Genomic DNA, 23,085 nt, shown 5'->3' with positions numbered 1-23,085 from the left:
ACCCCTTTCCATTCCGAACAGGGAAGTTAAGCCCGTTTGCGCCGATGGTACTGCCACACCAGGTGGGAGAGTAGGTCGCCGCCTTCCTCAAGGCCCTTCACATTAGTGATGGGCCTTTTTTTGTTTTTATATGGTATCTTTGCCCCTGCAAAATGTAGATATAACTTATACCATTGGACTCCCAAACCAACCCTGTTTTACTTGAAGAAAAATTGAATGCATATTCCCATGCACTGGGCATCGTGTTGGCGGCCATAGGAGGAATCCTTTTATTTGAAAATGACTTGGGAGCAATCCCTTTCATGAAAGGTGGTATCACTGTTTATGTAGTTTCTTTACTCTTATTGTTTACGGCCTCAACAATCTATCATGCCGTGGAAAATCCAAAATTGAAGAAAAAACTCAGGATTCTGGATCATATCAGTATTTACTATTTGATTGCAGGAACCTATACTCCCGTGTGCCTGTCCATTTTATTACCATCCAAAGGGTGGCTATTGTTCTATTTGGTATGGGGTATTGCGCTGTTCGGAACGGTCCTTAAAATATTTTTTACGGGCAGATTTGAGGTTTTCTCGCTGGTCCTTTATGGAGTGATGGGCTGGCTGATTGTAATAGATCTGCCATATTTATTGGAGCATATGTCCTCATCTGGATTGCTATACCTTGCTGCTGGCGGAGCTTTTTATACGATCGGAATAGTGTTCTACGCCGTAAAAAAGATACCGTACAATCATTTGATATGGCATTTCTTTGTGCTTGGTGGGGCAATTGCACATTGGTTTCTAGTGCTTAAAATCTTGAATTAAGACGTTGAACAATAGTTTTAATCAAATAACCAAGACCAGTGACCATGAATCAGTTGTTGGTAACGAGTTCTTTTAAATACATTTACTTACACGAAATAAGCAATCCCGATTCCTAAAATAATTACCAATACTTTTCGAAGATTAAAAGCATGTCCTTGCGCACTTTCAAACAAAATTATGGTTGATATATGGAAGAAAACCCCAATGGCCAAAGCAGTGAATAAGTGTCCGTAATCCGAAACCCAAGGAGATGTGGAAATAAAGCTGCCCAAAGGCGTCATTAAGGAAAAAACAACAATAAATAATAAGGTAGCGGACATCTTCATCTTGGAGTTGATCAAAAAGATGCTCAGGATAATCGCTATTGGTAACTTATGTATGATGATTCCATAGAGTATTGAATCATTATCATGTATTGGTACACCTTCTATCAAAGCGTGTATACATAGGCTTACAAATAATAGGACAGGGAACTTGTTTTCTTTTAGGTGAACATGCACGTGACCATGTTCTGCTCCTTTCGAAAAGAACTCCAGAAAAACCTGCATAAGGATACCTCCCAGAATGTATAGCGCTATTGTTTTAGGGTCATGACCATCATAAACCTCAGGCAATAGCTCAAAAAAAGTCAGCGATAACAGGAAAGCCCCACTAAAGGCAAGCAATAATTTGATATTGTCGTTGTTAGCCGGTCTAGTAAACCATACAAATGCAAAACCGGACCAAACGGCTAAAATCGGAATGATATAGATAATACTGGAAGGAATATTCATGCGCTAAATCAAGGGAGTAAAAATAGTCTATTTTTGCGGAAAGAAATTACAAGAACATGGCAGGAAATTTTAAAATGATGGCCAAGACCCTTTACGGATTCGAGCCAATTTTGGCCAAAGAGCTTCGTAATCTTGGGGCTAGCAACGTAGAAGAAGGTGTTCGAAACGTATCTTTTGAGGGAGATACCGGTTTTATGTACAAGGCGAACGTGTGCCTTAGGACGGCCTTAAGAGTTTTTAGACCCATCAAAACGTTTCGGGTATTCAATGAAAAGGATCTATACAGACATATTTACGAATTGGATTGGCCCGGTATCTTCGATGTGGAGAAAACCTTTGCCATTGATAGTGTAACTAGTACCAAGGTCTTTGATAATTCAATGTTTGTGTCCTTAAAGGCCAAAGATGCCATTGTGGATAAGTTTAGGGAGATAGTTCGCGAGCGTCCGAATGTAAAGACCCAAGACCCGGATATTAGAATCAATATCCATATTTATAACAACACCTGTACGGTTTCTTTGGACAGTTCGGGGAATTCCCTCCATCAACGGGGATATCGTATTCTAACGAATATTGCTCCTATCAATGAGGTCTTGGCCGCAGGCCTGTTGCTTAAAACCGGATGGGACGGACAATCCAACTTTTTTGATCCCATGTGCGGGAGTGGAACTTTTCTGATAGAAGCAGCTATGATTGCCTGCAATATACCGGCGAACATTAATAGGGAGTCCTATGCATTTATGCATTGGAAGGATTATGATGCCGACCTCTATAGTAAAATTGTGGATGCGAGTTTAAAGAAGGTCCGAGAGTTCAATTATAAAATCATAGGGTACGATAAAGCTCCCTCAGCGGTAAGGAAAGCCCAAGAGAACGTGGACCATGCCAACCTGTCGGATTATATAACCGTGGAACGCAAAGACTTCTTTAGGGTTGATAAGCCACTTGAAGGAAAACTGCACATGCTGTTCAACCCTCCTTACGGTGAACGATTGCCCATTGATATGGAAATCTTTTATGGGAAAATAGGGGACACGTTCAAACAGATTTACCCTGGAACCGATGCTTGGCTTATTACATCAAATTTGGAAGCCTTAAAACATATTGGTCTAAAAACATCGAAAAAAATTAAAACTTTTAACGGTAAATTGGAGTCGAGACTGGTAAAGTATGAAATTTACGAGGGAAGTAAAAAGGCCAAATTCAGTGAAGAGAATTAGTTGCGAATCAAATAAAAATTGCGATTTCTCCAAAAATAGATTTGGTGGAAAACAAAAGAATTAGTTAGATTTGGAGATGTGTTTAGAACACAACTAACTAACTCAACCAAATTTTGTGAAAGGAGTCCTTAGAGGCTCCTTTTACTTTTCTGACCAAATGGCAAGTTCGTTGCCCGAAGGGTCAGTGAAATGAAATCTCTTGCCGCCTGGAAACTCAAAAATCTCCTTACTGATGATTCCTCCTACGCTAATTATACGTTCCTGTATTTCCTCAAGATTTTCGTGATACAGTACAACAAGTACTCCGTTCACAATAGGTTCAGTAGTCAATTCAAAACCACCCGCAACCCCACTTCCGGAAAACGCGGTATAATTTGGTCCATAATCAGTAAAGGTCCAACCAAAGGTATTGGAGTAAAATATTTTGGTCTGTTCAATATCGGCGGACTTGAACTCGATATAATCGATTGGCGTGGTCTTCATGCTATTGGCCGTTTTCTTCCTTTTTCTTTTTGTCCTTTTTGTAAAGGGGAATAAAGTAGCTGATAGAGTAGTTGTAGTTTACCCCAAAATTACTTCCGTCCGTTACCTTGTTGAATCCTGGAATCCATAGGTTTGGAAATTGCTCGTCTTCAGAATTGGTCACAAGAAATCCCAAGCGTGCACTCATCCCCACAAAAATATTGGCAAAAAGTTCCACTTTGGTACCTACCACAAATTCGAGCCAAGAGGCCGACAGTCCGCTAAATTCCCTGTTAGGATTTTCACCAGGTAAAAACTCGGGATTAAAGAACTGGTTGGTCTCATAAAGACTATAATTGTTAAGCGTTTGGCTAAAACTTGCCACAGCATAGCGACCACCAATGGTGATGGCATTGTTCATACCGTACCAGTTGGTATAGGTATTCATATCCACACCTGCTTTTATATAACTTCCAGAGGTTTCGTAGTCGTAAAGAATAGTGTTGTTCAGGTTCTCATCCTGTTTTTTGGTCTCGTTGCCAATTTCAGCGGCCAGATATAGTTTTCGGGTCAGCCTGTAATCACCTACTAATTCCAGTCCTGTATAATCTTCATCCAAAAAAGAAAGTACCAACTTGCTGATGTCCGCACCGACCCGTAGGCCATATGGGTCTTTGTAAACGACGGTGTCTTTTGGTGAAAGATCTACAGGTTCACTCTGTGCCAAAACCAAAATAGGGAGGAGGCCAATTATGATGCTAATGAAATATTTTGACATGGATAGTATTAGTATTTTCTACATTGGGTTGGACAACCTTGATATCTTGAATCCAGTTTTCGGCACCTTCGGTAAGGGTAACGGAAATATTGTTGTAATTGGTCACAAATCCGCAGGCCCTGGATACAAATGCCTCCCCTAACTCATAGGAAATGGTCAAAGTATCAATATTTCCCGTTTCCAGCTCTGTTTCCTCATCATCCGCAGATTCTGAAATAATCTGATACATCGTTGTTGTGGCGGTACTTCGCAATGGGACCTGCAGCGAATCCGGTGATTCGGAACGGTCGCTAAATGAACTATTGGTCAAAATACTGTCAATATCAATATTGCGTATCCTAATAGAGGGGACGTTTTTCACCAAAGTGGTATCTGCAAAATCAAAAAAACCGATGACCATAAGGGGTGTGTCGCCATCAACACATATATCGTCCTTTTCGCAAGAGGATACATAAAACAGCACCGAAACTATAAGTAGGATGGGGATTATTTTCTTCATTAGGATAAATATGGGTTTTTATGTCAAAAATTATACCCGTTTTTCCAAAAGTACAACATTTTCAACATGGTGCGTCTGTGGGAACATATCCACGGGTTGAACCTTGGTGACTTTATATTGTTCTTTCATAAGAGCCAAATCCCTGGCCTGGGTTGCGCTGTTGCAGCTTACGTAAACAATTTTTGGAGGTGCCACTTGGAGCAGTTGTTCAACTACTTGTTTGTGCATCCCATCCCTTGGAGGGTCGGTAATGATAACATCGGGTTGGCCATGTGCAGCGATAAAATCATCGTTGAATACATTTTTCATATCACCAACATAGAAATCCACATTGGAGATGTTGTTGTGCAGAGCATTGGCCTTGGCATCTTCAATGGCTTCGGGCACGGATTCAACTCCGATCACTTTTTTAGCTTTTTTCGAGACAAACTGCGCTATGGTTCCCGTTCCTGTGTACAAATCGTATACGAGCTCGTCTCCAGTGAGTCCGGCAAAATCCCTAGCAACCTTGTAAAGCTCATATGCCTGAGCAGAGTTGGTCTGGTAAAAGGATTTTGCATTTATCTTAAACTGAAGCCCCTCCATTTCCTCAAAAATATGGTCTCGACCTGCAAAGCAGATGACATCCTGGTCGTATATGGTATCATTGCCCTTGGAATTGATTACGTATAGCAGTGCGGTTATTTCCGGAAATGTCTCCTTTAAATGATTCAAGAGTAATTCCCTGTTTTTGGTATCCTCTTCAAAGAATTGGATGAGCACCATAATTTCCCCGGTTGATGATGTACGTATCATCAAAGTCCGTAGAAGTCCTTCTTGCTTTCTTGGATTAAAAAATGTAAGTCCGTTTTTGTTCGCAAAACTTTTTGTTTCCAATCGTATCGCGTTGGAAGGGTCTTGTTGTAGGTGACATTTTTTAATGTCCAAAATTTTGTCCCACATACCTGGAATATGGAAGCCCAAAGCATTTCTGTCATCTATCTCCTCATCCGAATTGATTTCTTTCTGCGTTAACCACCGGCTATCAGAAAACGAGAACTCCATTTTGTTCCTGTAAAAATACTGTTCCTTGGACCCGAGAATAGGAGTGGTGTCCGGCAACTCTAGGTTGCCAATACGCTTTAGGTTGTTTTCCACCTCTTTTTGTTTAAAATAGAGTTGGTGCTCGTAGCCCATGTGTTGCCATTTGCATCCGCCGCAGGTACCAAAATGTTGGCAAACGGGTTCGGTTCTTCTATCTGAAAGGGTATGGAAATTGGTGGCAACACCCTCAAAATAGGCTTTTCTTTTTTTTGTGGTCATCACATCCACCACATCACCGGGTACGGCATTGGTCAAAAATATGACGCGTCCGTCCGGGGCCTTGCCCACGGATTTTCCCTTTGCTCCGGCATCGATTACCTCTACGTTTTCGAACGTTTTTCTCCTTCTGTTTTTACGCATGCCGCAAAAGTAAGTTCTTTTTGGTATTTCATGGAATGTAGCTTCTTAAATTGCATGTAAACTTTAGGTGAAAACCAAAGGAATCATACATTCAAAAATTACGTTTTCATCAATTAATTTGTAATTTGCGGGCACTCCAAGGGATGATTTCTCTCCCACGCTGCTTTTTCGAGACTTCGAAAGAATAAAGGTACAGTAGGAATGGTTATTTTATCAATTTTAATCATTTAATGAAATGGCTGTTTTAGAGCATTTAACATCGCAGCAAGCGATAGATTTGGAAAACAAGTACGGAGCGCACAATTACCATCCACTTCCTGTGGTTTTGAGCAAGGGTGAAGGTGTATATGTGTGGGATGTGGAAGGAAAGAAATACTACGATTTTCTTTCTGCGTATTCGGCGGTAAACCAAGGGCACTGTCACCCAAAAATTGTTGGGGCCATGGTGGAGCAGGCAAAAACATTGACCTTGACTTCCCGTGCTTTTTATAACGATATGTTGGGCAAGTACGAAAAATACGCTACCGAAACTTTTGGTTTTGATAAGTTGTTGCCCATGAACACAGGGGCAGAAGCAGTAGAAACTGCATTGAAAGTTTGCAGAAGATGGGCCTACCAGAAAAAGGGCATTCCAGAGAATCAAGCTAAAGTGATTGTTTGTGAAAACAATTTCCATGGTAGAACGACAACCATTATTTCCTTCTCCAATGATGAAGTGGCAAGGGAAAACTATGGGCCGTACACTGAAGGTTTTGTAAAAATCGAGTATGATAATTTGACCGCTTTGGAGAATGCACTCAAGAGCAATCCGCACGTTGCAGGTTTTTTGGTGGAGCCGATACAAGGGGAAGCAGGGGTTTATGTGCCATCTGAAGGATATTTGAAAGAGGCAAAGGCCCTTTGTGAAAAATATAATGTATTATTTATCGCAGACGAAGTACAGACGGGTATTGCAAGAACTGGTAAGATGCTTGCGGTTGACCACGAAGGTGTAAAACCCGATATCTTGATTTTGGGCAAAGCCCTCTCTGGCGGTGTGTATCCGGTTTCAGGTGTTTTGGCCAATGACGATATTATGGAGGTCATCACACCGGGAAGCCATGGGAGCACCTTTGGCGGGAATCCTGTAGCCGCTGCGGTAAGCACTGCTGCTTTGGAAGTGATCAAAGAAGAGAATTTGGCACAGAATGCAGAGGAACTGGGCGAACTGTTCCGCGAAGAGCTGAACAAGTTTATCCCTTCCTGCGATTTGGTCGTAAAGGTAAGGGGAAAGGGATTGTTGAATGCCATTGTAATCAACGATACGGAAGATAGTTCTACCGCTTGGGACATTTGTATGGCTTTAAAGGAGAATGGACTTCTTGCCAAACCAACACATGGTAATATCATTCGTTTTGCACCACCGTTGGTCATGGACCGGGAGCAGTTAATGGATTGCGTGTCCATTATTATTAAAACACTGAATGAATTTACGAAGTAGCATTGATAAGAATAGAAAAGGGCGGTGATTTCACCGCCCTTTTCGTTTTGGATAGATTGTAATCTATTATAAAAACTTGTACCCTAATCCAACGGTAAGGTAATTTCCTCTTACTTTGACATCTTCACTACCGGTGTAGGAGTTGTTGATTTGAAAGGTATAACGCGCTTCGATAAAAAAGTCCTCGTCGATATCATAACCGATTCCTCCTGCAATATCAAATTCAACACTGCTGAAATCTTCCGGAGTTTCCTCAAATGAGAAAACCAATTGTGGACCAGCTTGAAGGTTAAACTTCTCAGAAATGGCAAATTTTCCAAGAATAGGAAGCATTAGTCCACTTGAACCATCTACGTTGGCATAGAGCAGTTCAGGTTGTACATTGAAGTTTTCGGAGACATTAAAGTCCGCCACTGCTCCCAAATAGAATCCAGATTCCGATGCAGATATACTAATGCCGTCTGCTTTGACGCTTCCACGTGCATTGAGATATCCTGCGGTCGCCCCAAATCTAACTTCTTGTGCTTGAGATAAATAGGTGAATCCTAATACAGTAATGGCAACTAATAAAAGCTTTTTCATGTTTAATTAAAGTTAATGTTATGGCGGCAAATATAGAATTAAAAACGAATGGATTCTTTGATTTACTGAATAAGTCCTGTGTTTTTTAATTTCAATTTTTAACAAACCAGATCTCACAAAAAAATGCTTTTAAATTGCTAAACTTCTTCTTTGGATTCTATGGACATTTCGCAACCATATTCATCAGCAAAAAAATTGTCCAAATCATCTGCTTTTAAAGCTAGGTTCTTTAGGTTTTGTTTGATGGTATCCGCATGATCTGGGAATATATCGGAAAGATGAACCCTGTACGAAAGATAAATTTGGTTTTGATGTATACCCAAATAATAGGGTTCCACATTTGCTTCCAATAAGTGGGTCAATAGTTCTTGAATATTCTGTTTTGGAAGATTGTTCATTGGGGAAGTTGCTACCAGGTAGTCTCTTTTAAAAACGAAAATCCTGATCAGGGCACTTCCATGATGGAATTCCCAATAATCCCTACCAGCACGTCCAAGAACCGGGTCGATGCCCAAATCTGTCAAGGCACCTTCTACGAATTGGGCAAAGTGGCTTTTCTCGAACTCTTCCCAAATTGAAATATCCATGTTGTTCCCGCAATTGGCACAAAACTCTGATTCTTGATCCGTATAGTTATCGCAGGAATTACATTTTACGTTATAGGTGGCTTTGTTTTGAAGTAGTGCAAAGTCGCTCATCTCTTTTATCAAATCCAGGTGCTTTATTCCAAACCCCACGTTATCAGCATTATTGAATTTTGATGTGGTCACCCCGACCAGGACACCAGCTTCATTGCGCATAGGCCCACCGGAATTTCCAGGGTTGACGGCAGCATCGGTCTGAATATAGCTTCTACTGCCCATGGGCTGACTCGTGGCGGATACGATTCCCTCCGTAATGGTGTAAGGCATGCCGAACGGATAACCATTAATAAAGATTCTTTGTGTGTTTGCAATTACAATTTCTTCTTGCAGTGAAATATCCGTATTTACGTTCTTGAATCCATCAATGCTTAAAAAGGCAAGGTCCACTTCTGGGTTTACCATAACAACCTTTGCTACATGCCTATCTTTCTTATGGTCTTCGACGGCAACTATTTTTTCTCCTTTGATCACATGGTAATTGGTAATGATGTGGTCATGGCCGCTTACCGTAAAACCGCTTCCCGTTCCAGAAGCGGTTACTATTTTAAAAACTGATTTTCTTAGGTTTTCCACGTTATTTGCTTTTGGTTAGCTAAATAATTTTGAGAAGAGGTTCTTTTTTTCTTTTTTCTTTTCACCTGAACTACCTGCCGTGCCATTCAAAAAGGCATTGAATGTATTGAGCAAAATAGGCCTGGCATCATGCAGCTCTTTACCGGAAACTTTTTCCAAGGTATCGTATATGGCATTTTGGTGATGCTCCTCCAAATTGTAATTGTATATCATTTTTAAAAAGGAATATTGTAGATAATAGCAGAGCATCAAATTGTTGTTTTCCTTTACATAAGAGTTGACATATTGTTCCAAGTTCTTGGCATAGTCCTGCAAAATTTCGTTGGAACTGCGCCATTTGAGGGAAATCAACGCCTTGGCGTGGTATATATCCTCCATAAACTCTTCTTTGGGTTTGGCAAGGAGCTTTTGCATAAAGTTCACTCCTTTATCGATCCTATGGTTAAAATCAATCTGTCCATTGAAGAGATTATTGACATATTCTTCCAATTTGGTCCTTAATGTTCCATGGACACAGGGAATATTGACGATTTTTAACAAAGAAATCACGATAATGTCCCATTGGAAGTCGTTCCATCGTTTCTCTTTAAAAAAAAGGCTGTAATTATTGTAGTCTTCCAAAATATCACTGATTTGCTGCCATACGGCCTCCTTTTCCATCTCGGATAACGGGGTAATACTTGACTCTTTGTAGAACTCAGCTTTGTATTTTTCTATGAATTCATCATCATAATTATCGGCATAAACACTTATTTCCCTTAATAGGTCATATACTTTATAGGGTTGACAAAGCTCTAATGGCGTTTCGTATTCAAACCAAAGTACATTGTCCCTAAGATGGATTTGTGCCAATGTCAACGGATTGAAATTGATTTCTGCCACGCGTCGGAACAAGGCAACTTTGTTTGTTTTTTCCGTAATCTTAACAAAAGGTGCCCTGATTGTGAAGGTGTCTTGCGTGATTGAAATGGAAATCTCATTGAGTAACTTGAATATCATCCTCTGTACTATGGTCTTTAAGTACATTTGAATTGATATAGTTGATGGTTTCGATCAATGCCGTTTTATAGTTTTTGGCATCGTAGGCATCCATAGCCTTGCTCCAGTAAGAAACGTCCATTAGTGGGTCGTCCTCACTTTTAATAGGTCTTGTGAACCTAGGAAGTACATGTTTCATTATTATAGGTTAAGAAATTACAAATCAGATTTGGGTGAGGTTGATTTGTATTTTTTTAGTGAGGTCGTACTATAATAGTATGGCTAATATCGTCTTTTTTTTGAAAAAACCTATAGTTGGACAAACTATTTTGAATGGTAATGTAAAGTAAATCAATTGACTAATGCTATTGACTTACAGCGGCTTCGAGTAAGCGAAGCTGTTTTTTATAGGCGTTGAAGCTTGCTTCGATCCCAATGGGAAGTGTTGAGTTTTGGGGAATATGGCCAAAACTCATTCCATATACCGCAGGAATGTTCAAGGGTGAAATCCTATCCATGATCACTTCTCTGAGGGTGAAGTTTTCAGTGGTTCTTTTACGGTCGCAACCTTTGCAAACCCCAAATATGATTCCTTTGGCCTTTACAAAACTATCTACTTCAGAAAGTTGTGTCAACATACGGTCCATACGATACGGGGCTTCTTCAACATCTTCCAAAAAAACAAGTTTATCCGTAAAGTCGAGTTCGTAAGGCGTTCCGATCATGGCAGTCACCAAGGTCAGACTGCCACCAATGAGCTCTCCTTGCGCAACGCCGGGAGTAATGGTATAGCGGTAGTATTCGCTATTTCGATATTGTTTAGGATCCTTTAATATGGCATTTTTAATGGGGAGGATTTCTTGTGGTTCCATGAGTACCTTCCTAAAATAGTCTTTGCTATACTCATCGTCCAAGGTTTTACCTACGGGGCCATGGAATCCCACAAGACCTGTTTTTTTGTAGATGGTATTGATCAAGGCCGTAATATCACTGAACCCAATCAATGCTTTTGGGTTTTCCTCGATAGCATCGTAGTCCAACATACCAAGGATGCGTGTACATCCGTATCCACCACGGGCGCAGAGAATGGCATCGATATCGGGATTTGCGAACATTTCGTTCAAATCGGCAGCCCGTTCCTCATCCGTATTGCTGAAATAACCATAGTTTCCTTTAATGCGGTCGGTATAGAAGGTTTTAAAACCCATTTTTTCCAAGGTGTCAACAGCAAGATAGAGCTCCTCCAATTTTATGGCAAAACCTGGGGCCACAAGACCAATGGTATCACCGGGGCTTAATTTTTTAGGCTTTACTTTGGTTTTGGCAAACGACTCGTTGCCCCAACTTGTTTGATGCAAAAGGGTTGCAGCTCCAAGGACTGTAGCAGATTTTAAAAAACTTCTTCTTTTGGACATTTACATTGGATTTTGGCAACGCAAGGATAAAAATGCACAAAAATTAGAAGAAAAGCACGAACTAATCACTGTTTCTTTCTGACCGTCTTAACTGTCGTTGGATTTTTCTGATGGCAGATTCAATGGACTTTTCAGGTTCGATGATATTGTACTCTCCCCAAAAGTCCGGGTCGGAAAACCCGGAGGCCTCATCGCTCAGGATAATCGATTTCCGGATTCGCTGACGATACTTCGGTCTTTCGTCCTTGCTTACCGTCTCCCAATCAGTGATGGCCATTTCAGCGGTCATACTGTACTGTGAGTTGAACCATTTATCGGCCCAATCCACTTTGAACTCCATGAAAACACTGCTGTAGCCATAATGCCATTTACCATTTTTTTCACGGTAATCCACTCGGTAGGATACTTCGGTGGGCCAAACATCTACTTTAGCGGGCTTTCTGCGCACAAAAAGCTGTGCTGCCTGTTCCCTGTCCGTAATGTTCAATGAAAAAATGGCGCCGGTAAGAATTTTATTCTCTACATCGATATACAGTTCCCCTTGGTACAATGGTTCCAAAATTCCTTCATGCTGGTTAAACCTGATAACATAGATCAATCTATCATTGGTTCGCACGGAACGGTCGAAAGTAAACTTGTAATTGGAAAGCGATTCTTCGGAAAAGATGTACTCAGGATACTTCATCATATCCACGTACAGTGTATTGTAGGGGCCTCCTTGAAGTTTCAGCGCTACGGTGTCCAATTTACTGTAATCCGTACTTTTTCTGGCCTTGTAAAGTTCAACGGCATCTTCCCTTACAATGTTGTAGGGTGTTTTGTAAACGTTTACCACGGCTTCGGCCAAGGAGACATTTTTTCTACGTCTTTTTATGGTTTCCCTGTAAAATGCAGTCATCAACGAAGGATCCTGAAAATAGTTTTCATCCCTGTTCTTCAGTGTTTCCTTTACCAAGTCCATTGCATTTTTAGGTGCATTGATATTTATTTCCGAAAGTTGGGTTACAGATACCTCCAAAGAAATTTCGTTGCCTTCGCGCTCAAGGCTTGAAATTGGCAATGTTTTGGTCTTATATCCTAAAAATGAAACCACCAAGTTTTTACTGGCATGCTCTTTGGGCACCTTCAGAAGAAAATTTCCCTCCGTATTGCTAATGGTGCTGATATTCGTGCCCTCTACAGTGAGTGTGGCAAAGACAAGGGCCTTGTTGCTCGATGCTTCCTTAACCTCCCCACTATACTCGTTGTAATCAAGCTCGGTGTTATTTTGCTGAAATGCCAAGGATGACTGCGGTAGCAACATGGCCAAGGCCCCAATTATACATAATAACGTGGCCTTAAATTGTAAGGTTGAAATCAATGATGAGGTTCTTAATGGCATATCCGCAATTTTTCCTTGTTACTTTTACTAAATGTACAAAAAAAAGGAGGTATGTATCAATGCTTTTTTCGTTAAAAAAAGCGAATAATACCCTCAAAACCAGATAAAAACCTAATCTACCATAAAGAGGGCATTGGCAAAGAACAGTTTTCCGTTTTCCCAAAATCCTCTAAATAGTGGGTTGTCCACCATATAAATCACTTGCCCGCGACCATGGTTTTCAATACCAAAGATCAGTGATTCCGAAATCTTTTTTCTTGCTTCCACTCCGGCAAAGCCTGAAAATGGTTTTGTGTTTTGTTCAAGATATACTGCGTTCCCGTTATCAAGATACTCAAAGGCACTGCTGCCCAGTTTTAGGGAGAAATAGTCAGAGCCATATCCGTAGGCTAAAGGATTGGAGTTGTCCACTTTGGTTTTGAAGATAGCCCCTGTAATGGCCCCTTTGATACGTTCCCGCTCCCAGTCCTTGTAGGGTTGTGGAGTGTTTTCATCGTTCTCGGTTTCTTCCAATTTCTTTTTTTGGATGCCAAACCCCTTTTCGCCATCAAGGGCATCAATGGAGCCGCCCATAGCAATGATCTTGCCGCCTTTTCTTACCCAACTTTTAAGCTCGGTAAGCTCGTCTTCATTAAAGTAGTTGCCGTAACGGCCATCTGGCAATACAAGGACATCGTATTCGTAAAGGTCTACTCGGTCGGCGTATTCATCGTCTATTACTGTAAGCGGGTAGTGCAATTGCTGTTCAAAAAAGTGCCAAATCTCACCAAATCGAAGAGTGGAGGTAGGCCCTCCGGACAATACCGCAATTTTAGGTTTGGAAATCATTTGAATGGATGAAGAACCAAAGTCCTTGCCCGAATCTACAAATCCGGTACCCGTAGAGGTAATATCTTTCTTGAATTTTGTTGCAATGGATTGCAGGGTCGGGATAAAATCTTCTTTGTTTTCATTATCACCCTTGGTAATGATCAATGTGCCTCTTTCAAAAGATTTGCCCTCAATGGTAAAAGGATGGTCTGCTTTTCGAACCCTGATGCCTTCGTTTAACAGGGCTGCTAAAAAGCGGGCATCGTCCATACTGTTCCAATTGGTCAAATAAGCATAGCTTCCACTCGCAATGTTCGAGGAAGGCACAGTTTCCTGAACATTTTGCGAAGCAACTGCTGATGTTGATGCAATGGCATCCAAGCCGTATGCATAGGGCAACGACCACGCGGTAATATCGTAGGTCAATGAATCCGACAGTTTTGCATTGGGTTCAAAAAGCACTTTTACCAAAGTTCCCTTGGGCTGATCCGTAGATACCACCATTCCATTTTTATTGATGGAGAGGCTGCCGTTGCTTCCTGAACCATAGCTATGGCCCTTGTAAGACCCACTTGTAAGGTCACCGTATTCAATGTTGTGTTTTTCCAAAAGGGATTTAAGAGCATCCAATTTGTCCTTTTCTCCTTTGAGAACGTAGCTTTTATATTTAAAATCTTTGTTTTGATGGAACTTCCTGAATTCCTGGTTCAGTTTTTCCGCGTTTTGGGAAGATACTTCCACGGTAGAAAGCCCGGTGGTAAAATGATGGGCAATTCTATCTTTCAATGTTAGCGTATCGCCGATGGCGGTTACAATGCCCAAACCAGCTTGTCCGCTGCCCCCTTGTTCATAGGTCATGCCAATGGCGCCATTATAAATAGGGTAGGTGTCTCCGTAACTTGGATATAGCAGGTCAAAGACCTCTTTGGTAAAGTAGAACCAACCATTGGCATCAAAATATTTTGCGTGGTTTCTACCGAGGGTAACCTGAAAATCACGCTGAAAATCGGTAATTACCTCGTGATAGGGTTCTGCGGCCGGAGCAAAATAATATGGGCTGTTCACACCCTGCTCATGGAAGTCCACGTGTACATGGGGCAACCATTGATTGAACATTTTTAAACGTTGCTGGCTTTCAATCTGTGTAAGCCAGGCCCAATCGCGGTTAAGGTCGAACATATAGTGGTTGCTCCTTCCGCTCCACCATCCTTCATGGTGCTCCTTGCTGTTGGGGTCCACTTGGTATGGTGTGTTTTTGTATTGATTGTACCAATTGCTGTACCTGTCCCTGCCATCAGGATTGATACATGGATCCATGATCACGACCGTATTTTCTAAATAGGAACTTTTTTTGGTCAAAAGTTCATAAATGGTCTTCATGGAAGCTTCCGTGCTCACACTTTCGTTCCCGTGCACGTTATAGCTCAACCAAACAATGGCTTTGGAGGAATTTCCTGAACCCTCCGTATCTTTTAAGTGTTCCTGACGAATGGTCTCCAGATTGGCCAAGTTTTCCGCTGAAGACACATAGGCCAAAATCAAGGGTCGACGTTCGTTGGTTTTTCCGTAAACGGTAAGTTGTACCCTATCCGGAGCGGACTCGGCCAAGTACTCGTAGTAATCCACCACTTCATGATGCCTTGTGAACTGGGTACCGAGTTCATATCCCAAAAATTCGGATGGGGATTTTAACTGCTGTGCGGATAAAGAAATTGATGCTAATAGAATGAGGGAAAATAAAAATCTGGTCATGCTTGGTTTAATTGGTTTTACCAAATCTAATAATAAATTGAGCCAGAAACCTAATTTTATTGGGAAGGGAACAATCAAAATGTATAAAATTCAATTAACGTATTTTTGGGATGAGAAATAAAGAAGAGACTTATCTTTGAACACCTCATTACTGTTTTAATGGAAGTAGAATGTATACCCTTTAAGGAGACCGGTTATTTTTCCCAATTAATTTGCGATTATTTAGATCAGAAAAAGGAACTGACATCCTTTTATAATAGGTTTCCCTTGCTGGAGAATTTTGATGAGCAGATCAAGGAAAAAGCGTCCAACTACCCAAAAGCGAACAGAACTGTTCTGGTCAACTCTTTGACAAGTCAGTATAAAAACATTGAGATCTCCAACGGGACCCAGCAAAACATCAATGCGCTAAAGGATGAGAAAACCTTTACCGTGGTTACAGGGCACCAATTAAATCTTTTTACCGGTCCGCTGTATTTTCTATATAAAATCGTTTCCACCATCAACTTGGCCAAAAAGCTCAATGAGGAACATCCAAACCATCACTTTGTCCCTGTGTATTGGATGGCAACGGAGGACCATGATTTTGATGAGATCAATTACTTCAATCTGCACGGAAAAAAGGTGCTTTGGAACAAAAAGGCCGCTGGAGCAGTGGGCCGATTGTCCACGGATGGATTGGAGGATGTTTTTGAAATCTTTGTAGCGGAACTCGGTAACTTAGGGTTGACCGATAGTTTAAAGGAACTTTTTAGGTCGAGTTATCTTGAACATTCCAACTTGACCGAAGCCACTAGACACCTTGCCAATGCCCTTTTTGGGGAACAGGGATTGGTAATCATCGATGGAGATGATAAACAATTGAAGGAACTTTTGGTGCCATATGCCAAGAAGGACATACTTGAGCAAACCCCGTTTAAAAGGATATCAGAAACTATTGAAGAACTAAGTAAAGCGTCTTTTGATTATAATATACAGGTAAACCCCAGGGAGATCAATTATTTTTATTTGAAGGATGGACTGCGGGAGCGAATCGTTGAGAAGAAAGGGAAGTATCAGGTGGTGAACACCCATATCCAATTTTCCAAGGAAGAATTACTGCAGGAGTTGGAGACTTTCCCAGAACGTTTTTCGCCCAATGTGGTCGCACGTCCATTGTACCAAGAGGTGATTCTGCCCAACCTTTGTTACATTGGCGGGGGAGGGGAACTGGCCTATTGGCTGGAGCTCAAATCGTATTTTGATGAGGTCGGGGTAACGTTCCCAATGTTGATGTTGCGCAATTCGGCCTTGTTGATAACGGAGAAGCAATACGAAAAAGTAGAGAAAATGGGATTGAAGGTTTCCCATTTATTTATGAAGCAACATTCGCTCATCAATAAAAAGATACGTGACATTTCTAATATCGATATAGATTTTTCGCCCCAGAAAAAGTTGTTGGAAGAACAGTTTCAGCATATGTACGATTTGGCGGAGCAAACCGATAAAAGCTTTTTGGGAGCAGTGAAAGCGCAAGAAGTAAAACAGAAAAAAGGGTTGGATGCCCTTGAAAAACGCTTGTTAAAAGCCCAAAAGAAAAAGTTGATGGATCATGTGATACGATTGACCGACCTTCAAAATGAACTTTTTCCGAACCAATCCTTGCAAGAACGGCAACTGAACTTCTCTGAAATTTATCTGGAAATGGGAGATTCCTTGATTCCATTGTTATTGGATAAGTTGGACCCGTTCTCCAAAAACTTCATCATTTTAAGGCATTCTTAAGCCGCACTTTGTAAGGGTTCGCAAAAAATCAAAAAAAATAGTAAAGCCAAGGTAGGGTATTTGCATCCTGGATTGTTCCATAGGTGTAAATAGCTATGAAAATTTAAATTTTGAGTAGGTTAACTCAATATGTTTAGGTTGGTTTTGATTTTATTGAGAAGCTCCGGAGTGGTTCCCGGAGCTTTTTGTTTTTTATTGTGAAGTTGATTTAAAACAAATCCTTGAAATGTGATTTTACTTCGAACAGAGTTGCCTCTTTCATGGTATCGAACCTGATGTCCGCATGCCCTACGCGCTCTTCCGGACCGATGCCAACACTATGGAAGTTACCAGCCTTTGCCGCATCGATTCCTTTTTCTGCATCTTCAAAAACAATACAGTTTTCGGGACGTAGTCCTAATTTTTCAGAGGCGAACAAAAAAATATCGGGAGCAGGCTTGCTCTTGGAAACACTGTTTCCATCACCGATTACATCAAAATAATGAGTGGCCTTGAGTTGTTGCAATACCTTGTTCGCATTCTTGCTCGCACTTCCCAATGCCACACTAAATCCTTCCGAACGCAAATGTGTAAGCAGCTCCCTGGCACCTGGCAGGTAGTCCTCTTGGGTCATGCCATCCAGACTGTTGACATAGATGTCATTCTTTTTGGTGGCAAGTTCAACTATGGTGTTTTCATCCAAGGATACGCCATTATGGTCCATGATGGCCTTTATGGAATCCATTCTGGAAATACCCCTCAGTTTTTCGTTTACATCGCGGTCAAACTCCCAGCCCATTTCATCCGCTAACTTTTTCCAAGCATCATAATGTAGTTCAGCGGTATCTGTAATCACACCATCCAAATCAAAAATGAATCCCTTAATCATGGTCGGTTCAATTTAGACCACAAAGAAATAATGAAATCAATTAAGAAAAAAACTATATAAGAGAGAACGCTTATTAAAAATAGAATGAGGAGCAGTCCAAACAAATGAAGTTGTTAATAACCCGTTGGAATTACTTTTTGGAAAAACTTGGCATAAATATCCTTTAAAAGATACTTTTGCAACTAAAGCAAATTGCTATTTTTGCCCATGCATAACAACGTACTCATCCTAGACTTTGGTTCCCAGTATACTCAGCTGATCGCAAGACGCGTTAGGGAGCTCAACATTTATTCAGAAATTAAGCCATACAATAAATTGCCCGAGGATTTATCGGAGTATAAGGCCGTTATCCTTTCGGGGTCGCCATCTTCGGTACGTTCCGAACAGGCACCGCACCCTGATCTTTCAAAAATAAAGGGGAAGATGCCTTTATTGGGCATTTGCTACGGTGCGCAATACTTGTCCCACTTTCATGGTGGAAACGTGGCACCTTCGGCAACCCGTGAATATGGCCGAGCTAACCTTTCTTATGTAAAGGAAGGAGAGGATTTTTTGAATGGTATAGGAGAGGGAAGCCAAGTATGGATGAGCCACAGCGATACCATAAAAGAACTGCCCGAGGGAGCGGTTCGTTTGGCGAGTACCCATGATGTGGAGAATGCCGCCTATAAAATAGCAGGGGAAACTACCTATGGAATACAGTTCCACCCAGAAGTATACCACACCACCGACGGAAAAAAACTGTTGGAAAACTTTTTGGTGAATATTGCTGGATTGCAACAGGATTGGACCCCTGATGCTTTTGTGGAAACAACCGTTGAGGAGCTTAAGAAAGAAATCGGAGATGAAAAAGTAATACTCGGTCTCTCAGGTGGGGTGGATTCCAGTGTCGCGGCCATGTTGCTGCACAAGGCCATTGGCGATCACCTATACTGCATCTTTGTGAACAACGGGCTTTTACGGAAGAACGAGTTTGAAGATGTTCTGGATCAATATAAACACATGGGGCTCAATGTAAAGGGTGTTGATGCTTCGGCACGCTTTTTGGATGCCTTGAAAGGTGAATCGGACCCTGAAGGAAAAAGAAAGATTATCGGAAGGGTCTTTATCGAGGTTTTCGATGATGAGTCTCACAAAGTTGAAAATGCAAAATGGTTGGCACAAGGAACCATCTATCCAGATCGGATTGAATCCGTTTCAGCAAGTGGAGGTCCATCAGCAGTTATAAAAAGTCACCACAACGTTGGAGGATTACCCGACTACATGAAGTTGAAAATCGTAGAGCCCTTGAAGATGTTGTTCAAAGATGAGGTAAGGCGAGTTGGAGCAAGTATGGACATGTCCCCTGAAATTTTGGGAAGGCACCCCTTTCCAGGACCTGGTTTGGGAATCCGTATCTTGGGAGATATTACAGCGGAAAAAGTGGCTATTTTACAAGAAGTGGATGCCATTTTTATTGAAGGATTGAAAAAATGGGGACTTTATGACAAGGTCTGGCAGGCTGGAGCCATGCTTTTGCCCGTAGATAGTGTAGGGGTAATGGGAGATGAGCGTACCTACGAAAAATGTGTCGCGCTTAGAGCGGTCGAAAGTACCGATGGTATGACCGCCGATTGGGTGAATTTGCCCTACGAGTTCCTGCAAAAAACCTCTAATGATATAATAAATAAGGTTAAAGGCGTTAATAGAGTGGTGTATGACATTAGTTCAAAACCACCGGCAACTATAGAATGGGAATGAAAAAATATATGTTACAACTGGTTTTTACCATGGTGCTTTTTTTTGCCATGGTACCGGTTTCTGCGCAAAACTATGCAACACACGCTGTAAAGGAAGGGGAAACACTTAAGAGCATTTCCCAAAAATACAGGGTTACGCCCTACAGCATATTACAGGCAAATAAAGAGATCAAGAGTGCTTCCGATGTCAAGGAGAATACAATTCTTATAATTCCTTTGAATGGCAAGCCCGTAGAAACTAAAACCAAGACCAGGGTAGAGGAGGAGCAAGAGGAAGAAGTAAAGCCAATCCGTTTTATGCGCCACAGGGTAAAACGCAAGGAGACCATATTCGGCATCACAAAAAAATACAATATCACCCAAGATCAGTTAAAAAGGTACAATACCAATTTGTATTCAGAGACACTTGATCGTAAAATGATTCTTCAAATCCCGGTTTTCCCGGAAGTTGACCCCGATGAAGAAAAGGAACTGGATTTTGAAGTCTATACCGTGCAGCCGAAGGAAACACGTTGGAGTGTAGCGCACAAATATGGTATTAGCGTGGATAGCCTTTTGATTTTGAACCCCGAACTGGACAAGACCACCAATTATTTGGCAGCAGGTCAAGAATTGAAACTGCCCAGACCAAAGGGAGACAGCTTAAAAGAACAAAAAACAGATTTGTTTACTTCATACACCGTACCGCCCAAAATGACACTTTACAGCTTGGGAAGGGAATATGGTATTGCGACAGATTCCATAGTGAGGCTCAATCCTGAGATTATGAAACAGGGAGGTCTAAAGGAAGGTATGGTGGTAAGGCTCCCCAAAAAGAGAGATACCAAAGGAGAAGTAAATACGGAGAACTTTATTTTTTATGAAGTTAAACCCAAACAAAATATTTTCAGGATTACCCAAAACCTGAAAATCACGCGAGAAGAGCTATTCCGTTTGAACCCAGCGCTTGAAAATGGATTGAAGGCGGGAATGGTGCTAAAATTGCCCAAAGAAAAAGCCAAAGAGCTCGAAGTGAAGAATGCCTTGGTCCTGGATAAAATCAATTTGGTGGACAGTATCAATGTGGAGAATAGGCCCAAACTGGTCTTTATGCTTCCCTTTAGATTGGACAAAGTAAATGTGGCCGATACCGAAAAAGCAGAGGAGCTCATCAAAAACCGTAGGGATTTGGCACTAAGTCTTGGATTTTATACCGGTGCCATGGTGGCTTTGGATTCCATTAAAAAGCTAGGGGTGTCCGTAGATGTGAAAACTTACGACACACAATTGGACCAAGCTAAAGTGAAGGAAATTCTTTTCAGGGAAAATTTGAATGGAGTTGATGCTATTATCGGACCATTGGCCGCCGGGCCGTTGGACGAAGTTGCTGTGCAGGCCGCTGCAAAAAAAATTCCGGTGATTGCGCCAATCTCATCGGATAGTAAGTTGAGCCATAACAATGTGTTCTTCTCTGTGCCAAGAGATGCCGTGCTCAGGGATAAGCTACTGTCTTACATGGAAAAAATCCATAAGAACGAGAACGTGATCATTATTGCCGATTCTACCCATCAGGTGGCGCACGATTCTATTTTGAGCAAGTTTCCGGCAGCGCAAATTGCCAAGATCATTGACAATAAATCATTGCATTTGGATCGTTTTCTAATTCAACTTTCCAATGAGAAGGAAAACTGGGTTTTCCTGGAAACCGACCAGCCCAATATGGTGGCAAGCGTCACTTCTATATTGAACTCGGCCAACACTCGAACAGGAGAAACCGAAGAAGGAAAGCAAATAAAGGTGCGTATGTTTACTACCAGCTATAATGGGGCATTCGATGACGATGCCGTATCAAGAACGCATTTGTCAAACCTTAGGTTTACATATCCTTCATTTTATAAGGAAAATGGAAACGATGCCTTTGTAAGTGCATATACAAAGAAGTACGATGGACTCGTGCCGGACAGATATGCGGTAAGAGGGTTTGACGTAACAATGGATGTTCTCCTTAAGCTTGCCTACAAGAAGAATCTTTTTGAAACTTCCAAATATATCGGACTTACCGAATATGCAGGTAATGGTTTTGATTACTTGAATGATTGGACCTCTGGGTATTTTAACAGGGCATGCTATATAATGGAGTACGATAACTTAACCATAAAGGAAGTAGAGCAAAAAAATGACATCAAAAGTAACCTATAACGGAAACCTTCGCACCACATGCGTGCATCTGCGTTCGGGTAACGAATATATTACTGATGCCCCTGTGGATAACAACGGTAAAGGAGAAGCATTTTCGCCCACCGATACGGTCGCTACAGGTCTAGCCAATTGTATGATGACCATGATGGGAATCAAGGCCCGTGATATGGAGGTAGACTTGACCGGCTCAACAGCTGAGGTGACCAAGCACATGGCCGCCGACCCCAGACGGATTTCCAAGATTGAGGTTACATTTGAAATGCCTGCGGCCTTGTCCGAAAAACAAAGAAAAATATTGGTGCATACCGCCAACACATGCCCGGTGCATTATAGCCTGCATCCCGATATTGAAAAGGTAATCGAATTTAATTGGACAAAATAATTTCCATAGGATGTATTCTTCTACTTGGTTTTTTTGGATTGGCGCAAGAAATCGAGCAGGGAGTTCCATGGAGCGAAGATATAAGGCTTGCTTGGGCCGATTTTAAGGGGAAAGTGCCTCCTGCCGAAGAATCTGCGGCAACTACGGCAAGCGGTATCAGCTATTCCTATTCAGCAAATTTATTGCATCACGAGGTTCATTTGGATTTTGAGGTGAATGCCTATTTCTATCCGAACGAATCATGGTACAAGCCCGAACTGTGCAATACAAATACGTTGGCGCACGAGCAACTACATTTTGACATTACCGAAATTTTTGCCCGTAAAATGCGCGACAAGCTCCGAAGGACTTCTTTTTCCGATGATGTAAAGGCTGAGGTAAGGAAGATTTATAAAGATATTCTCAAAGAACTTCAAGAGTGCCAAGAGCGTTATGATTGGGAAACCAACTTTTCCCGAAACCGTGAAAAGCAGGCAGAGTGGAACCGAAAGATTGCTGAGACCTTAAAAGAATCGGAATAATTTCTACACCCATAGCTTGAATTTATTTTTTGTA

Annotated in this window: 21 protein-coding genes and 1 rRNA gene; 9 read left to right on the top strand and 13 right to left on the bottom strand. The window is 41.5% G+C overall.

What is annotated here, in order from left to right:
• A 5S ribosomal RNA gene (rrf, locus tag J0656_RS18405) occupies positions 1–87 on the top strand; the annotation flags it as partial.
• Between the two features lie 86 nt (positions 88–173).
• Positions 174–809, top strand: coding sequence for a PAQR family membrane homeostasis protein TrhA (gene trhA, locus J0656_RS18400; protein WP_207036558.1), 636 nt, complete (start codon positions 174–176; stop codon positions 807–809).
• Between the two features lie 86 nt (positions 810–895).
• On the opposite strand, the gene J0656_RS18395 is transcribed toward trhA, so the two are convergent.
• Entirely contained in the window at positions 896–1,582 is a 687-nt protein-coding gene (locus J0656_RS18395; protein ID WP_207036549.1) for a ZIP family metal transporter, read from the bottom strand.
• A 56-nt stretch (positions 1,583–1,638) separates the two neighbouring features.
• Here J0656_RS18395 and J0656_RS18390 point away from each other — a divergent pair, with 56 nt between their 5' ends.
• The gene (locus tag J0656_RS18390) at positions 1,639–2,802 is read left to right on the top strand and encodes a THUMP domain-containing class I SAM-dependent RNA methyltransferase (RefSeq protein ID WP_207036547.1); all 1,164 of its coding nucleotides are present in this window, start codon (positions 1,639–1,641) and stop codon (positions 2,800–2,802) included.
• A 141-nt stretch (positions 2,803–2,943) separates the two neighbouring features.
• Here the strand turns inward: J0656_RS18390 and J0656_RS18385 are convergent, their stop codons facing one another.
• Genes J0656_RS18385 through rlmD form a run of 4 tightly spaced genes read right to left on the bottom strand, consistent with a single transcriptional unit; the run spans position 2,944 to position 5,984 of the window.
• Positions 2,944–3,285, bottom strand: coding sequence for a VOC family protein (locus J0656_RS18385; RefSeq protein ID WP_207036545.1), 342 nt, complete (start codon positions 3,283–3,285; stop codon positions 2,944–2,946).
• 1 nt (position 3,286) lies between these two features.
• Complete coding sequence (locus tag J0656_RS18380; RefSeq protein WP_207036543.1) at positions 3,287–4,042, bottom strand: DUF6048 family protein; 756 nt, start codon at positions 4,040–4,042, stop codon at positions 3,287–3,289.
• Complete coding sequence (locus J0656_RS18375) at positions 4,023–4,541, bottom strand: DUF6452 family protein (protein ID WP_207036541.1); 519 nt, start codon at positions 4,539–4,541, stop codon at positions 4,023–4,025. The genes J0656_RS18380 and J0656_RS18375 overlap by 20 nt, the downstream gene beginning before the upstream one ends.
• Before the next feature lie 30 nt (positions 4,542–4,571).
• Complete coding sequence (rlmD, locus tag J0656_RS18370) at positions 4,572–5,984, bottom strand: 23S rRNA (uracil(1939)-C(5))-methyltransferase RlmD (protein ID WP_207036539.1); 1,413 nt, start codon at positions 5,982–5,984, stop codon at positions 4,572–4,574.
• Positions 5,985–6,219: 235 nt separating this feature from the next.
• On the opposite strand from rlmD, the gene rocD reads away from it, so the two are divergent.
• Entirely contained in the window at positions 6,220–7,464 is a 1,245-nt protein-coding gene (rocD, locus tag J0656_RS18365; RefSeq protein WP_207036523.1) for an ornithine--oxo-acid transaminase, read from the top strand.
• A gap of 66 nt (positions 7,465–7,530) precedes the next feature.
• Here rocD and J0656_RS18360 read toward each other — a convergent pair whose 3' ends face one another.
• From J0656_RS18360 to J0656_RS18330, 7 genes are all read right to left on the bottom strand, one after another.
• On the bottom strand, positions 7,531–8,046 hold the full coding sequence (locus J0656_RS18360) for a porin family protein (protein WP_207036522.1): 516 nt from the start codon (positions 8,044–8,046) through the stop codon (positions 7,531–7,533).
• 137 nt (positions 8,047–8,183) lie between these two features.
• Positions 8,184–9,263, bottom strand: coding sequence for a trypsin-like peptidase domain-containing protein (locus J0656_RS18355; protein WP_207036520.1), 1,080 nt, complete (start codon positions 9,261–9,263; stop codon positions 8,184–8,186).
• Between the two features lie 15 nt (positions 9,264–9,278).
• Positions 9,279–10,262: a type III secretion system chaperone family protein gene (locus J0656_RS18350; RefSeq protein ID WP_207036518.1), complete on the bottom strand. Its 984-nt coding sequence runs from the start codon at positions 10,260–10,262 to the stop codon at positions 9,279–9,281.
• The gene (locus tag J0656_RS18345) at positions 10,240–10,440 is read right to left on the bottom strand and encodes a hypothetical protein (RefSeq protein WP_207036516.1); all 201 of its coding nucleotides are present in this window, start codon (positions 10,438–10,440) and stop codon (positions 10,240–10,242) included. The genes J0656_RS18350 and J0656_RS18345 overlap by 23 nt, the downstream gene beginning before the upstream one ends.
• Before the next feature lie 166 nt (positions 10,441–10,606).
• Positions 10,607–11,656: a S66 peptidase family protein gene (locus tag J0656_RS18340; RefSeq protein WP_207036513.1), complete on the bottom strand. Its 1,050-nt coding sequence runs from the start codon at positions 11,654–11,656 to the stop codon at positions 10,607–10,609.
• A 61-nt stretch (positions 11,657–11,717) separates the two neighbouring features.
• Positions 11,718–13,037, bottom strand: coding sequence for a carboxypeptidase-like regulatory domain-containing protein (locus tag J0656_RS18335; protein WP_207036511.1), 1,320 nt, complete (start codon positions 13,035–13,037; stop codon positions 11,718–11,720).
• 111 nt (positions 13,038–13,148) lie between these two features.
• The gene (locus J0656_RS18330; protein ID WP_207036509.1) at positions 13,149–15,599 is read right to left on the bottom strand and encodes a M14 family metallopeptidase; all 2,451 of its coding nucleotides are present in this window, start codon (positions 15,597–15,599) and stop codon (positions 13,149–13,151) included.
• 159 nt (positions 15,600–15,758) lie between these two features.
• On the opposite strand from J0656_RS18330, the gene bshC reads away from it, so the two are divergent.
• Positions 15,759–17,363 carry a bacillithiol biosynthesis cysteine-adding enzyme BshC gene (gene bshC, locus J0656_RS18325; RefSeq protein WP_207036507.1) on the top strand — a complete coding sequence of 535 codons (1,605 nt, stop codon included), beginning with the start codon at positions 15,759–15,761 and terminating at the stop codon, positions 17,361–17,363.
• A 208-nt stretch (positions 17,364–17,571) separates the two neighbouring features.
• On the opposite strand, the gene pgmB is transcribed toward bshC, so the two are convergent.
• On the bottom strand, positions 17,572–18,231 hold the full coding sequence (gene pgmB / locus J0656_RS18320) for a beta-phosphoglucomutase (RefSeq protein ID WP_207036504.1): 660 nt from the start codon (positions 18,229–18,231) through the stop codon (positions 17,572–17,574).
• 207 nt (positions 18,232–18,438) lie between these two features.
• Between pgmB and guaA the strand changes: the two genes are divergently transcribed.
• The 4 genes from guaA to J0656_RS18300 are packed head-to-tail and all read left to right on the top strand — an operon-like array spanning position 18,439 to position 23,051.
• The gene (gene guaA, locus J0656_RS18315) at positions 18,439–19,971 is read left to right on the top strand and encodes a glutamine-hydrolyzing GMP synthase (protein ID WP_207036501.1); all 1,533 of its coding nucleotides are present in this window, start codon (positions 18,439–18,441) and stop codon (positions 19,969–19,971) included.
• Positions 19,968–22,148 (top strand): LysM peptidoglycan-binding domain-containing protein, encoded by a 2,181-nt coding sequence (locus tag J0656_RS18310; protein ID WP_207036499.1) that lies wholly within the window; start codon positions 19,968–19,970, stop codon positions 22,146–22,148. The genes guaA and J0656_RS18310 overlap by 4 nt, the downstream gene beginning before the upstream one ends.
• Positions 22,126–22,530, top strand: a complete 405-nt coding sequence (locus tag J0656_RS18305; protein ID WP_207036497.1) for an OsmC family protein — start codon at positions 22,126–22,128, stop codon at positions 22,528–22,530. Before J0656_RS18310 ends, J0656_RS18305 begins: the two co-directional genes overlap by 23 nt.
• Positions 22,518–23,051 (top strand): DUF922 domain-containing protein, encoded by a 534-nt coding sequence (locus J0656_RS18300; RefSeq protein WP_207036495.1) that lies wholly within the window; start codon positions 22,518–22,520, stop codon positions 23,049–23,051. The genes J0656_RS18305 and J0656_RS18300 overlap by 13 nt, the downstream gene beginning before the upstream one ends.
• The last annotated feature ends 34 nt before the right edge of the window (positions 23,052–23,085 follow it).

It is taken from the genome of Flagellimonas aurea (genome assembly GCF_017313785.1).
Taxonomy (GTDB): Bacteria; Bacteroidota; Bacteroidia; order Flavobacteriales; family Flavobacteriaceae; genus Flagellimonas; species Flagellimonas aurea.
This window is presented reverse-complemented; position numbering and strand designations above follow the sequence as displayed.

Coding starts and splice junctions, on each gene's coding strand:
- J0656_RS18395 (WP_207036549.1), bottom strand. CDS start 1,582: ATGAATATTCCTTCCAGTATTATCTATATCATTCCGATTTTAGCCGTT.
- J0656_RS18390 (WP_207036547.1), top strand. CDS start 1,639: ATGGCAGGAAATTTTAAAATGATGGCCAAGACCCTTTACGGATTCGAG.
- J0656_RS18385 (WP_207036545.1), bottom strand. CDS start 3,285: ATGAAGACCACGCCAATCGATTATATCGAGTTCAAGTCCGCCGATATT.
- J0656_RS18380 (WP_207036543.1), bottom strand. CDS start 4,042: ATGTCAAAATATTTCATTAGCATCATAATTGGCCTCCTCCCTATTTTG.
- J0656_RS18375 (WP_207036541.1), bottom strand. CDS start 4,541: ATGAAGAAAATAATCCCCATCCTACTTATAGTTTCGGTGCTGTTTTAT.
- rlmD (WP_207036539.1), bottom strand. CDS start 5,984: ATGCGTAAAAACAGAAGGAGAAAAACGTTCGAAAACGTAGAGGTAATC.
- rocD (WP_207036523.1), top strand. CDS start 6,220: ATGGCTGTTTTAGAGCATTTAACATCGCAGCAAGCGATAGATTTGGAA.
- J0656_RS18360 (WP_207036522.1), bottom strand. CDS start 8,046: ATGAAAAAGCTTTTATTAGTTGCCATTACTGTATTAGGATTCACCTAT.
- J0656_RS18350 (WP_207036518.1), bottom strand. CDS start 10,262: ATGATATTCAAGTTACTCAATGAGATTTCCATTTCAATCACGCAAGAC.
- J0656_RS18345 (WP_207036516.1), bottom strand. CDS start 10,440: ATGAAACATGTACTTCCTAGGTTCACAAGACCTATTAAAAGTGAGGAC.
- J0656_RS18340 (WP_207036513.1), bottom strand. CDS start 11,656: ATGTCCAAAAGAAGAAGTTTTTTAAAATCTGCTACAGTCCTTGGAGCT.
- J0656_RS18335 (WP_207036511.1), bottom strand. CDS start 13,037: ATGCCATTAAGAACCTCATCATTGATTTCAACCTTACAATTTAAGGCC.
- J0656_RS18330 (WP_207036509.1), bottom strand. CDS start 15,599: ATGACCAGATTTTTATTTTCCCTCATTCTATTAGCATCAATTTCTTTA.
- bshC (WP_207036507.1), top strand. CDS start 15,759: ATGGAAGTAGAATGTATACCCTTTAAGGAGACCGGTTATTTTTCCCAA.
- pgmB (WP_207036504.1), bottom strand. CDS start 18,231: ATGATTAAGGGATTCATTTTTGATTTGGATGGTGTGATTACAGATACC.
- guaA (WP_207036501.1), top strand. CDS start 18,439: ATGCATAACAACGTACTCATCCTAGACTTTGGTTCCCAGTATACTCAG.
- J0656_RS18310 (WP_207036499.1), top strand. CDS start 19,968: ATGAAAAAATATATGTTACAACTGGTTTTTACCATGGTGCTTTTTTTT.
- J0656_RS18305 (WP_207036497.1), top strand. CDS start 22,126: ATGACATCAAAAGTAACCTATAACGGAAACCTTCGCACCACATGCGTG.